Annotated in this window: 11 protein-coding genes; all 11 read right to left on the bottom strand. The window is 73.8% G+C overall.

Features of this window, described 5'->3' with window-relative positions; genetic code table 11:
- Positions 1 to 42: 42 nt before the first annotated feature.
- Positions 43 to 2208: a chromosome segregation protein ParM gene (locus tag AC07D6_RS29485; RefSeq protein ID WP_479049456.1), complete on the bottom strand. Its 2166-nt coding sequence runs from the start codon at positions 2206 to 2208 to the stop codon at positions 43 to 45.
- 102 nt (positions 2209 to 2310) lie between these two features.
- Positions 2311 to 2703, bottom strand: a complete 393-nt coding sequence (locus AC07D6_RS29490; protein WP_479049458.1) for a conjugal transfer protein TraB — start codon at positions 2701 to 2703, stop codon at positions 2311 to 2313.
- Positions 2704 to 2741: 38 nt separating this feature from the next.
- Complete coding sequence (locus AC07D6_RS29495) at positions 2742 to 5168, bottom strand: hypothetical protein (RefSeq protein ID WP_479049460.1); 2427 nt, start codon at positions 5166 to 5168, stop codon at positions 2742 to 2744.
- Between the two features lie 381 nt (positions 5169 to 5549).
- The gene (locus AC07D6_RS29500) at positions 5550 to 6083 is read right to left on the bottom strand and encodes a hypothetical protein (protein ID WP_479049462.1); all 534 of its coding nucleotides are present in this window, start codon (positions 6081 to 6083) and stop codon (positions 5550 to 5552) included.
- A 166-nt stretch (positions 6084 to 6249) separates the two neighbouring features.
- Positions 6250 to 8910, bottom strand: a complete 2661-nt coding sequence (locus tag AC07D6_RS29505; RefSeq protein ID WP_479049464.1) for a hypothetical protein — start codon at positions 8908 to 8910, stop codon at positions 6250 to 6252.
- Positions 8911 to 9006: 96 nt separating this feature from the next.
- Positions 9007 to 9387, bottom strand: a complete 381-nt coding sequence (locus tag AC07D6_RS29510; RefSeq protein WP_479049466.1) for a hypothetical protein — start codon at positions 9385 to 9387, stop codon at positions 9007 to 9009.
- 118 nt (positions 9388 to 9505) lie between these two features.
- A complete protein-coding gene (locus AC07D6_RS29515; protein WP_479049468.1) occupies positions 9506 to 9823 on the bottom strand; it encodes a hypothetical protein in 318 nt (105 codons plus the stop codon).
- Positions 9824 to 10019: 196 nt separating this feature from the next.
- A complete protein-coding gene (locus AC07D6_RS29520; RefSeq protein ID WP_479049470.1) occupies positions 10020 to 10604 on the bottom strand; it encodes a DUF6197 family protein in 585 nt (194 codons plus the stop codon).
- Positions 10605 to 10723: 119 nt separating this feature from the next.
- Positions 10724 to 11041 carry a WhiB family transcriptional regulator gene (locus AC07D6_RS29525; RefSeq protein WP_479049472.1) on the bottom strand — a complete coding sequence of 106 codons (318 nt, stop codon included), beginning with the start codon at positions 11039 to 11041 and terminating at the stop codon, positions 10724 to 10726.
- A gap of 149 nt (positions 11042 to 11190) precedes the next feature.
- Positions 11191 to 11343 carry a hypothetical protein gene (locus AC07D6_RS29530; RefSeq protein ID WP_479049474.1) on the bottom strand — a complete coding sequence of 51 codons (153 nt, stop codon included), beginning with the start codon at positions 11341 to 11343 and terminating at the stop codon, positions 11191 to 11193.
- Between the two features lie 127 nt (positions 11344 to 11470).
- Positions 11471 to 11692: a hypothetical protein gene (locus AC07D6_RS29535; protein WP_479049476.1), complete on the bottom strand. Its 222-nt coding sequence runs from the start codon at positions 11690 to 11692 to the stop codon at positions 11471 to 11473.
- Positions 11693 to 11971 lie beyond the last annotated feature (279 nt).

An 11971-nucleotide genomic window follows, 5' to 3' on the forward strand; every position in this document is an offset into this window, starting at 1 on the left:
GGCCGCGCAAGTACGCGGCCGGGCCCAGGCGGGTGGGGTGGGTTAGGGGACGAGGGTCTTGATGGCGTCGAGGGCCTGGCGGGCGGAGGTGACCTCGGTCCGGCGCTTCCCGCCGCCGGGCTTCCCACCGCCGCTTCCGCCGCTTCCGCCGTCTCGTCGGTAGGGCTCATCGTCGTCGCCGTCGTCGTCGGGGACGGGCCGGAACTCGCCGGGCCGCTCGGGTTCGGACCAGTCGAACCACAGGCCGCGCTTCTCGAGCTCCGCGATCTCGTAGTCGGTGAGCCGGAAGACCTCGTCGGGGAAGATGCCGGCGAGGTCGGTGTCGAAGTCCGCGAAGAGCGACCGCATGAGGACGGCGCGGCCGTTGTCCAGGACGATGACGGCGACGCCGCCCGTGGAGACGCCGTTTTCGGGGTCGGCCTCACCCTTGATGGCCCGCTCGATCGCGGAGCCCTCCTGCTGGGAGTAGCGGGCGGGGATGGTCGGCACGTCGTGAGCGTCCTCCATCGCGCCTTCGACGGCCTTGCGGGTGGCAGCGGGGTTGCCCATGTTGAACACCACCGCGCGGGAATTCTGCCGCAGGTTGTTCTTCATGCCGGAGGAGAACCCGTCGTGCGCGAACGGGGACTGCCCGGCGAGGTAGAGGCCGATCCCGTACTTCAGGCCGGTGACGGTGAGGTCGTCGGCGTCCATCTGGATGAACTCGCCGTACTCCTCATCCTTGGAGGCGGTCATGAACTCGTCGGCGAACACCGCCAGCGGCCGGTAGGGGCAGCGCGGGTCGCCGGGCTTGTAGTCGTGCGGGCGGCCGTCGTGCGGCCAGGGCATCTCCGCCCGGATCTCGCACAGCGCCTTGGCCGCGCGCAGGGAGCGGGCCATCCACAGGGCGTTGGAGCCCTGCCGGTCGATGTACTGGCCCAGCACGGAGGTCTTCTCGTCCTTGCGGACGGTGGAGAGCCACACCACCCCGCCGCCCAGCGAGTGGGCCGCCATGGCCAGGGCGAAGTACTGCGTTTTGCCGCTGCGGCTGACGCCGAGGATGAGGCCGTGGCAGGGGGCGTTCTTGTCGTGCTGGAAGATCATGTTCTTCACCGGCTGGCCGGTGGTGGCGTAGCCGCACACGTACATCCCCTTGGCATCGGGGGTGAGCAGCTCCCGGGTGGCCGGGAACGTCTGCGACAACGGCGGGGTGTCGAACGCGCTGACGAGGAACTCGCTGCCCTCGACGAGGACGAACACCCGGGAGTCGTCGGCCGGGATGTCCAGGCCGCGGCAGACCCGGGCCAGGTCGATGCGCGGCGTCTCGGTCTCGTCGACCATCCGCGCCCGGTAGAACGTCACCCCGCGCTCGCCGTCCCGGATCTCGGTGAGGAGCTCGGAGCCCGGGGCGCCGCCCTTGGGCCCGGCGACCCTGTCGGCCCACCGCTCCTTCGGCGTCGGGGCCTTGGCGCGGCGGGCGGCGGCGTCGGGGGTGATGTGGGCCTGCAGCCAGCCCGGCCCGCCCTGCCGGCCACCGGGCTGCTGCTCCATCGGCGCCAGGGCGACCTCCTCCTCGCGTACGGCGAAGGCAGCGGCGACATCGGCTTTCGAGAGGGACCTGATCGGACGGCCGGGGTCCTTCGAGCGCAGCAGGATCGTCAGGTCGCGCTGGGTGTCCGGGTCCGGGACCGCCTTCACCAGCAGCGTGCCCCCCGGAAGACCCGCCCGCTCCCACAACTCCCGCGCGCTGCGGGTGTAGAGGGAGGCGCCGTCCTCAGGATGCAGCGGCTCCTTCGCCGGTACGGCAGCGGCGGGCAGGGCCGCCGGCACCGGGGCAGCGAGGGCTGCGGGAACGGGGAGTTGGGTGGCCGGGGCGGGGCGGTGGCCACGCCGTCCGGTGCGCGAGAGCGGGGCGAGCGCGCCGCAGAGAAGCGCCCAGCCGGCCGCGAGCAGCGCGTCGCTCTGCCAGGGGCCGAAGCCCGGTGTCCACACCGCTGCCAGGTCCACCCCGGCGGCCAGGGCCAGCGGGAGGGAGCGCACGATGCGCTGCCCGGAGCCGGGCAGCCGGCCGGCCGCGGCGTGCAGGGCGTTGGCGGTCCCGGCGGCACCGGCCAGCAGGAGCGCGATGTTCGCCGGGCCGTCGGGGGTCAGGTTCGGGGCCAGGGCCAGGGCGGGAGCGGTCAGGGTGTAGGCGAGGCGTTCGAGCGCCACACTGCGCGGCAGGAACATCCGGGACTCTCCTGAAGGGGGGAAGCGGGTCAGGGGCCGGTCCGCGTGGTGGCGGTCCGGCCCCTGACAAGGTGGGACGGTGGGATCGGGGGAAGCGACGATCTAGCCGTAGGAGAAGAAGCCGGGCTTGGGGGTCCGATGCCGGCGGTTGGAGCGGATCTCGTCGAGCTTCCCGTAGAGCCGGGCGTGGGTGCGCCGGACCAGGCGGGCGTGGGCCGCACCGGCGACCGCGTCCTCGGTCAGGCGGCGGACCTGGACGGCCGCGCTGCCCAGCGCGACGGCAACAGCGTGGGTCAACTCCACGAACATCGGGTCCAGCTCGGCGTCCTCGACGGCCTGGGCGGTGTCCTCGGCCCGCTTCGCGTTGGCCCGCATCCGGATGCGCAGGCTCTCCAGCTCGATCGCCTTGTCGTCCAGCGCCTTGGACAGCATGGTCAGCTTGTCCTGGATGGCCTGGTAGCGGTTGTCGTCGTTCGTGACGGTGTCACTGCTCATCGTGGTGTCCTGTCTCGTGGTGGTGTCCTGACCCGGGGTCAGTCGTGGTGGGCGGCGGCCGAGACCTGCTCCAGGCCCGCCTCCTCCTTGGCGTCCATGTCCTGGCCGTAGACACGGGCGACACCCGCGGCGGCATACCCGGCGGCCTCGACGGCGACAGCGCACTCCTGGGCGCACCGCTCGGCCTGCTCCTTCATCTCGGTCAGCGCTTCGGACAAGCCGCGGAGCCGCGAGGTCACCCTCTTGTCGATGTTGTGCTCCCCGGCCAGGTCGGTGGCCATCTCCTCCAGCGCCTTGGTCGTGGCCAGCAGGCGGGCGATCATCTCCTCGGCCGTCGCCTTGTCCTGGTGGGCGGCCAGGGCGATGTTGGTCATCTCCACCAGGTACTCGCCGAAGGTGATGTCGGTCTGGTGCTGCGCGGCCAGCGGCCGCGAGCCCGCCCGTGTCGGACTGTTGCCCATCGCTGGGTCCTCCTCAGATTTGGTGTCGGATGGTGGGGCCTGCGCCGGGATCCCGGTCCCTTCAGCGTGCTCGCCGTCCTCGACGGACCCGCCGTCCTGCGAGGGCTTTCCGTTCTCGACGGGCCCGTCGTCTTGCGCGGGACCGGCGTCCTTGGCGGAGCGGGCGTCCTCAAGGAGCCCGGCGTCCTTGGCGGGCTCGCCGTCCGCAGCGGACCCGGCGTCCTGCGCGGGCCTGCCGCTCTCGAGGGCATATGCGGGCGCGGCCTGGTCGGCGGGATCGTCCACGATGATGGCGTCGACGATGTCGTCGTCCTTGGGCTCCGGCCGCAGCGGCGGGCGGGCACGCTCGGCCTCGGCCGGCTCCCACAACGGCGGCTGCGGGTCGTCCTCGTCGACGGGCCGTCCCTTGGTGAACCGATCTCTGATCCGTTCGCCGAACGACGGCTTGCCCTCGCCCGCCGTACCGGGGCCCCCAGGCGGCTTCTCGCCGCCTGTGTCGGCCTGCCCCGACTCCGAGCCCACGAACGTGCCCTCGGTGCCGTCTGAGGGGCTTTCAGGGCCCGTGGTCTTGGAGTCCTCGGTCCCGGCAGCAGGCGCATCCTGCTCCGGCTCGGCGGACTTCTCGTCCTTGCCGCCGACGTCCTCCTTGCCGACGGTACTGTCGGCGCTCTTCGCACCGTCCTTGCCGTCGACGGGGCCAGGGCCCTTCTCACCGTCCCCACCAGCGACCTTGTCCTTGCCGGACTCGGCATCCGGCTCCTGGGCCTCCCCCTCGCCGGTCTTGTCGCCGTCCTTGGCGGCCTGGCGGCGCTTGTCGAACCGCCGCCGCGCCTCGTCCACGACTGCCGCGCCCAGCGTCGTACGCCTGGCGTCGGCCGCCTTCTTCTCCTCGCGCTTGGCCGCGCGGGCGGCATCACGCTCGGCCCTGGACTTCTCCTTCTGGTCCCGCCGCTTCTCGCGATCGGCCCACTGCTTGTCCCGGACCCGCTGCTTCTCGGCGCGCGCCTGGTCGCGGTCCTTGGCGCGGTCCTTCAGATCGGCGGCCTGCTCGGCAGATCGCCGCTGGTCGCGGGCCCTGGCCCGTTCGGCGTGCCGCTCGGCGCGGGCCGACTGCCGAGCGGCCGCCCGCTCCTGACGCGGCGACCCGCCGGCCCCCGTGGCACCGTCCCGACCGCCACCACTGGACTCCTTGGCGCGCCGCCGGTCCTCGTTGGCCTTCGCGGCCGTGGCCTGCCGGTCCGCCTTCGCCTTGGCCTGCTGCTGGCGGAGCTTGTCCTCCGCCCGCCCCGAGGACGGCGACGTCGCGGCGGAGGTCTTGGCGTCCTTGCGGCCGCCCTTGTCCGCGCCGGCCCCGGCGCCACCCCGCCCGCCGCCCGGTCCGCCGCCCGACCCGGAGGTGTTCCTCCCGCCCCCGGACGGTCCGCCCCCGGTCCCGCCCCGCCCGCCGCCGGAAGCGCCGGAGCCGGTTTTCGTTGTGGCCGCGTCGCCCTTTCCCTGGGCGGATTTCTTGTCGGCCGCCGCCTGAATAGCGGCCTGGCGCAGTTTGTTGTGCGCTTCGAGCAGGGCAATTTCGCGGTCGCTTTCCGATTTCAGACGGGCGATTTTCGCGGCGATGACCGCTTCCCGGTAGGGGCCTTCCGCGTCGAGGTCGGCGTAGCCGCGGGCGATCCGGTATTCGAGCCAGTCACCGACCCTTTCCATAAAGGTGCGGCGCGGCTCGTATTCGTACTCGCCCTCTTCTTCCTCGGCGTCATACTCCTCTTCGGCCGGGGAGGAGTCGGGGCCCGGTTCGGCGCGCAGAGCACTTTCCGGGCTGATCGGTTCCCGTACGGGCGGGAGCTCGATCGTCTGCTCCTCGGGCTTCTCCGGGGGGATTTCATCGGGCGGGGGAATGAGACGGTCGAGGTCGGCGACCGGTACGGGCCGGTCGGTGACGCCGTTTCCCGGGGGAAAGGGGATGAGTCGGCCGGGGCCGTCGCCGGGCCCGTCGGAGGTACTGGACACCGTGTCGGGCTCCTTCCTTGACAAGGACGGTGCGCCTCGCGTACACGCGTGTGCGCGGGCGGGTGTGCGGGCGGGCGGGCGTGCGGGCGTTGGGACCACGCCGGAGGGGGCCGGCCGCGTCGGCCGGCCCCCTCCCGGGCGGGTGCTACTGGGTGTGCTTGAGGTAGACGCCGTGCAGGTCGTGGGCCAGCAGCCGCAGCGCCTGCACATCACCCCGCTTGTGGGCCTTGGCGCCCTGCGCCTTCACCAGCATGACCAGGAAATGGAAAGCGCCGAGGTCTTCGCCATACCGGCGAATGTATTCATCCCGCTGCCCCAAAAGGTATTCGCGGGAGTTTTGCGCTTTGATTTCGCTCCGCGTCAGCGGGCGGCCTCCACCGCTCATGCCGATTCACGTCCCCTCAGGTCGTGAATGGTCGACACCGGAGCAGCATAGCCGCTTTCCGGCTGGTTGTGCAATCTGGGCGGGGCGCTGGGCGCGGGCGGGATCTGCTGCGGGTTGTTCTTCCGCTGCTTCTCCATCTGCTTTTGCAGCTCCTTTTCTCTGCGCTCCTTCACCGTGGCCGCGCACTTCTCGTCGAATGCGCGGCGGCTGTAGGCGGCGGATTCCAGGTCGGCGGCCAGGTTTTTGGCGTCCTTCAACACCTTCCGCAGGGCCTTTTCTACCGGTCGGGCGCGGTTTTTGGCGTGCCAGAAACGGTCGCCTTCCAGGTGGGTTGCGCGCAGGTGGACGCTGGTCTCGTCCGCCAGGGTGGCCAGGTGGCGCTCGGTGTCGCGCACCACCCGCTGGATGTCGGCGAGGTAGCGGGCGGTGGCGGCCGCGTTGGCCGCCACGTCCTGCAGCGGGTTGTGGGTGTCCTGCCCGGGCGGCCGGCCCTGCGGGGCCGCTCCGGGACGGTGCTCGGGCTGGTTCACGGGAGTCGTCCTCCAGAAAGGGTGCGGGGTGGGGTGACTGCTTCCGGCAGTCGCAGCAAGGGCCAGCCCGAGACGGTGGGCTGGCCCTCACTGGTGGTGCCGGATGTCGGACCGGGTCGGCGTCGACCCGGTCCGTGAAGGGGAGCGCGGTCGCCGGACCCTGCGGTCAGTGGACCGTGTGTGCGTGCTGCTTGAGGGCGACGGCGATCTGTCCGGCGCGGTCCGTGGCGATGGTCCCTCCCTCGGACCGGACCTCGGCGGCGATGTTGGACCGGTTGAGGGCCATGTTCTTGGACCGGAGCCGGTTCAGGGCGGCCCGCTCCTGGTCGGTCAGAACGATGACCGTCTGCTCCGCGCCCCGGTCCGGACCGCTGGACCGGTCCGGCTCGTGACGGGCGGTCCGGTCCGGTCCGGCTGCGCGATCCGACCCGTACGGTCCGGTCCGGACCGGACCGGCGGACCGGTCCGGGGCTTCCCGGCCGGTCCGAGCGGTGGCGCGGTCCGGGTGGGAAGCACGGTCCGCCGCTGCCGGGCCTCCGGCCTCCGCCGGACCGGTGTGACCGGCGCGGGCCGCGTCAGGCCGGTCCGCGCTCGCGGTGTGACCGGGGCCCCGGTCCGGTGCGGTGCGGTCCGGACCGTCATGGGTGTGCAGGTCGGTGGCGCGCTGGTGGTCCGGACCGGCTTCCAGCGCGCGGACCGGTCCGGCGGTCCGGTCCGGAGCGTCGACCGCTCGGACCGCGCTGCGGACCGGATCGGGCTGGCTTGGACCGGTCCGGACCGGATCAGAGTTGTGCGGACCGGGCCGGTCCGTCAGTGCCGGCCGAGTGGAGGTCCGGACCGGGGTGATGGGTGCGGGCGGTCCGGACCGGTCGGTCCGGGTCAGCGTCAAGAAGGTGGGGATGCTGGACGGACCGTGCTGGGCGGTCCGGGGCCTGGGCACCACGACCCGGGTGACGGTCCGTCCGGACCGGAGCGCGGCGCGGTCGGCCCGGTCCGCGTCGCGGACCGCGAGCTCCCGGTCCGCGGCGGACCACGCCCGGTCCAGCGTGGTCAGCGACGCGTCCGTGATCGTCAGCGACCACGCCGTGAACGCGTGCCGCGGGTAGCGCAGCCACCGCGCCAGGCCGATCGACGGGCGGGCGGGGGCGACCTTCCCGTCCTCCCTCAGTTGCTTGCGGTGGATCAGGGTCGCGTACAGCTCCCACAGGACCATCCCGACGATGCTCATCGCCGCGAACGCCACGGCCCGCGGCGTCATGTTCCAGTAGGTCATCTGCTGCACCCACTCCCCAGATACCGGGTCGAAGACCCGCGCGGCGCCCGGCTTGGGTTCTGCGGAGGCGTGCCAGAAGTTCATCACCGCGGCCCCGCACGCGAACAGCCACGTGGCGGTGCGGTAGAGGGTGCCGGCGTCGCCGGCCTTGCGGGCCTGGTGGTACATCCAGCCGACGAACGCGGTCGACAGCTCCCACGCGGCGGCGAACAGGATGGTGAAGGGGGCAACCCAGCCGAGGATGTCCTTGGCGAAGCCGGCCTGGCCGGTCCAGGCGACCGCCATCGGCGCGGTGATCGGACCGACCACCAGCAGCCTCTCGGCGTTGGTCTTGGTCCACTTCTTCAGCCGCTCGCTCCGGGTGGGTCGGCCCTCGCGGCGCGCGGCCCGCTCCACAAGCCGCTCCGTACGGGCCTGGCGGCGCAGCTTCTTACGGGCCAGGCGCCGCTCGGTGCGGTCGGTCGCCCGCCGCATCCTCTCGGTCGCCTTCGCCAGCAACTCCTCAGCCTGCTGCTGTACTCGGGCGGCTTCTTCGGCTTCGCGGCGGGCCTCCTCCATCGCCTCAGCAGCCCGCTCCTGCTCGGCGGCGGCCGCCGTACGGGCGCGGTCCAGGACACGGTCGGCCTCGGCCTGCGCGGTGCGGACGGTGCGCTCGGCATCCTCCGCGGCCACCTTCCGCTGCCGCGCAACGTCCTCCTCCGCCAGGGCTCGGGCCCGGGTGGCTTCCTGCTCGGCGGCCTCCCGCTCCCGGCCGGCATCCTGACGCAGCGCGGCGGCCTCCCGCTCCGCCTCCACGAGGGCCTGGTCGGCCTGCTCCTTGGCCGTGTCGCGCAGCTGTCCGGCTTCGACACGGGCCTGCTCCAGGACCTGCTCGGCATCCGAGGCAGCGCGGGCCCGGGCCTCGGCCGCGACGCGCTCCGCCTCGGCCAGCACCCGATCGGCGTCGACCGCCGCCGCGGCGGTGGTCTCCTGCGCCCGGTGGCGCGCGTCGGCCAGCAGTTGGTCGGCGTCGACGGCCGCAGCCCGGGTAAGGGCATCGGCCTCGGCACGGGCGTCAGCAAGCATCTGTTCCGCCGCCGCCTGCGCGTCGACACAGATCCGGTCGGCGGCCTGGTCGGCGTCGGCCAGGACCTCGTCGGCCTTGCCGGTCGCCATCGCGACGAGGGCGCCGGCCTCGGCGCGGGCGTCGGCGAGCAGTCGCTCCGCCGCCGTCTGCGCGTCGGCGCGCGCCTGGTCGGCGGCCGTGGCGGCGTCGGCCAGGGTGCGGGAGCGGTCGACGCTGGCGGTTTCGGTGATCGAGGCCGCCTCGGCGCGCGCGGCCTCCAGCAGCGCGGTGGCACGGGCCTCGCCGTCGGTAAGGATGCGCGCGGCGTCGTCGGCGGCCAGGTCCCGAAGGTCGGCCGCGCGGTCGGCGGCGTCGGCCAGATGCGGGTCGGCCTCCTCGAACACCAGCGGTGCGGTGACCTCGATGGCGGCGGCCTGGGCGGGGATCCGCCTTTTGCGGGGAAGCGGAGCCGGGCGCCGGCGGCGGGCGGTGGTGGTCTTGGGGGCCACAGGGGGATGTCCTTCCGTATGCATCGGTCGGTAAGGTCGGTCCGATCCCCCGGACCCTCGGCACTATCCCTGCCGAGGGCCCGGGGGATCGTGGTGTCAGCCGCGCTGCGGCGGCAACTCGCGCCGGGCGGGCGGCTGGTGGGTACGGGTCGCCTGCTGGGCGAGCCAGGCCGTCGCGGCCGCCGTCATGCCGTCGACCGCCCCGTCGCCGTGCAGGGGAGCGGTGTCGATATCGCGCATCGCGTCGACGGCCGGCAGCAGCCGCATGTACTCCGACCGCGCGGAATAGATGCGGTGCAGCGTCGTGACCGCGATCAGGTCGTAGGTCCCGGACGACCGGACCGTCTCGACGCGGCAGGCGACGGTGTGACCGGGCTCGCCCGCCCAAAATCGGGTCGCGTCGCGGTACAGGACGAAGTCGCCGACCTGGAACACGGTGGTGGGCGTCGTCGTGGCGGGGCGGGGCTGAGAGTGCATGTGGTGCTCCTCGTGGCGTCTGGGTGGTCCGGGCTGTCCGGCTCCCCTCGGCCCCGCCCGTACCGGCCCCCGTACGAGGGGTCGGGACGGGCGGGGGAGGCAGTCGGCAGACGCGGTGTCAGATGGCGTCGAGGAACCGGAACGCCGCGAACGCGGTCTGGCGGGGGTTCGCGGTGGCGTCGGCGATGCGGCTCGCTTCGTCCAGGTCACCGCGGGCGACCGCGGCGGCGGCACGGCGGGCGGCGTCCCAGTCGACGACCACGCGCTGCGGGCGGGGGCGGGGGCGGAGGGTGCGCAGGGCGTGGCGGATCGGGTGGGGGCGGCGGGCGCGGGCCACGCGGGTGGCGGCGTCGCGGTGGCCGGTCTCGAGCAGGTTCTGCTCGGAGTCGTAGTCGGCGGCGGTCCAGCCACGACGGGAGTGGGAGCGGGCGTTCATCCGTACCTCCAGGGGGTGTGGCCCGGGGTGTGCCCGGGGCGCGGGGGTGGGAAAGGCCGGCCGCCCGTCGGGTGGGCGGCCGGCCTGGAGCGGTGCGGTGGTGCGGGACACGATCTGGGTGCGGGGCCCGCCCGGCGGGAGCCGGCGAACGGAACCGGTGGGCGGGCGCCGCCCGGCCGGGGCGGTGGCCGTCGGGTCAGGCGGCGGCCGTGGCCGGGGTGGCGCTGCCGGGCCCGTACGCGAGGGCGAACTCGACGCCGGCGCACAGCAAGGCGGTGATGTCGGCGTAGGTGCGGTGCAAGCGCTCCGACCAGGGCATGGCGCGGGCCTGGTCCTGGCCGGTGTGGGCACGCACCAGCAGGGAGAGAACCGCGGCGGCCGCGTCGCGGGTGTCGCCGTCGCCCTGGTCGCTCTCGCCGACACGGCGCAGCGCGGTGAACAGGGTGCACCGGGAGTCGCTGCCGACGTTCTCGTCGCGCACGATGCGCAGCAGCTGGCGGAGGATCTGCTCGACGCTCATCGACTCCTCGTCGACGAGGGCGTCGACCGCGGCCGTGGTCGCGGACTCGGTGTAGACGCGGACCCAGCCGTCCCGCTCCAGCAGGGCGAGGGTGGCCTCCAAGTGGCGGGCGACCGCCTCGCCGGAGCACTCCTCGCCGGAGTCCCCGATCCACACCGGCCGGTAGGCGGCACTCTCCAGGTCGGCGGCCTTGCGCAGGGTCTCACCGGTGAACACCACCGCCGAAGCGGCGGCGGGGGCGGCGGTATTCGTCTTGGGCATCAGGACCTCGATTCCGTGAGGTGCGGGCCGGGCTGTCCGGCTCCCCGTCACCGCCCGGCCCCGCCCTCTCTCTGGCAGGGGCGGGACCGGGCGGATCAGGCAACCGACAGACCAGCAGGTCAGGCCCCGTCACGAGCCGCGGCACGGGCGGCGCGGCGCTTCATCCGGCGGCGCTCCTCCGGATCGGTCCCGCCCCACACGCCGTGCTCCTGGTCCGTTTCCAGCGCCCAGGTCAGGCAGATCTCCATCACCGGGCAGCGCCGCTGACACACCGAGCGGGCCTCCTCGATCTGCAGGAGAGCCGGGCCGGTCGTGCCGACGGGGAAGAACAAGTCGGGGTCCTCGTCCCGGCACGCGGCGCGTTGGCGCCAGTCCGTGGTGACCGGCAGGCTGGTGGAGTGGGCGCGGGCGGTACGGGCGATGGGCTGGCGATGCATCAGGTCCTCCAGGAATCCGGTACAGAACAGCCCCACGGCGGAGGCCCTGGGGCTGTTCGCGTGATGTCGGCCGTACGGCCGGAGCGGGGTAATCCCGACGCTCTCCGCCGCCCCCGCCCAGTGGGACGGGGGCGACGGGCAGGGCCGGATCAGCGGCGCTGCTGCTCGGACAGGCGAGCGAGGTAGGCGTCCTGGAGCTCGACGAACCGCGCGTGCAGCGGGGCGTCGGTCTCGCAGGGCTGGTCGGTCTGGCACGCCGGGCAGCGCCCGGCGTGCTCGGTGTGCTCCCTGGACGCGCGCATATAGCGGTCGTACAGGTCATCGTCCCGACGGGCCGCGCTCACCGGCCGCTGCCCTGCTCGCTGCGCTTGTTCTGCTCCGCCAACTTCCGCGAGAGCTCCTCGCGCTCTGCGTCGGTCAGGCTCGTGATCACGCCGCCACCTCACCGGTCATCTCGGCGAGCGTGCGACGCGCGCGGCGCCCGGCGAGCCGGGCCCGGCGGTCGCCGTCCGCGACCAGGCGGCGGACGTACCGGTGGAGCTGGTCGGTCTCGTCCCGCTCGGGGCCGCGGGCGTCATCGTCGGTCTCCATGTCCTCGATGAGGCCGGCCCGCGGCGCGGGCAGGGGGCGGGTGCGTGTCATGCTGTGCATGTGGGTCTGCCTCCATGTCAGGTGACCTGCGAAGACAGCCCCAGGAGGACGAGTCCTGGGGCTGTCGCTGTGCTGGCTGCCGTACGAGCAGCCACGGCCGTGGGGCCCCCCCCCGCGGGGGGGGGGGGGCGGGGGGGGGGGGGGGGGGGGGGGGGGGGGGGGGGGGCGGGGGGGGGGGGGGGCGGGGGGGGGGGGGGGGGGGGGGGGCGGGGCGGGGGGCTGGGGGTGGGGGGGGTGGGTGGCCCACGCGGCGCGCCGGGCCCTCCCCCCGGCCCGCCG

Source organism: Streptomyces sp. NPDC045287, from assembly GCF_056432325.1.

Coding starts and splice junctions, on each gene's coding strand:
- AC07D6_RS29520 (WP_479049470.1), bottom strand. CDS start 10,604: ATGCCCAAGACGAATACCGCCGCCCCCGCCGCCGCTTCGGCGGTGGTG.
- AC07D6_RS29530 (WP_479049474.1), bottom strand. CDS start 11,343: ATGCGCGCGTCCAGGGAGCACACCGAGCACGCCGGGCGCTGCCCGGCG.
- AC07D6_RS29485 (WP_479049456.1), bottom strand. CDS start 2,208: ATGTTCCTGCCGCGCAGTGTGGCGCTCGAACGCCTCGCCTACACCCTG.
- AC07D6_RS29515 (WP_479049468.1), bottom strand. CDS start 9,823: ATGAACGCCCGCTCCCACTCCCGTCGTGGCTGGACCGCCGCCGACTAC.
- AC07D6_RS29525 (WP_479049472.1), bottom strand. CDS start 11,041: ATGCATCGCCAGCCCATCGCCCGTACCGCCCGCGCCCACTCCACCAGC.
- AC07D6_RS29490 (WP_479049458.1), bottom strand. CDS start 2,703: ATGAGCAGTGACACCGTCACGAACGACGACAACCGCTACCAGGCCATC.
- AC07D6_RS29510 (WP_479049466.1), bottom strand. CDS start 9,387: ATGCACTCTCAGCCCCGCCCCGCCACGACGACGCCCACCACCGTGTTC.
- AC07D6_RS29535 (WP_479049476.1), bottom strand. CDS start 11,692: ATGCACAGCATGACACGCACCCGCCCCCTGCCCGCGCCGCGGGCCGGC.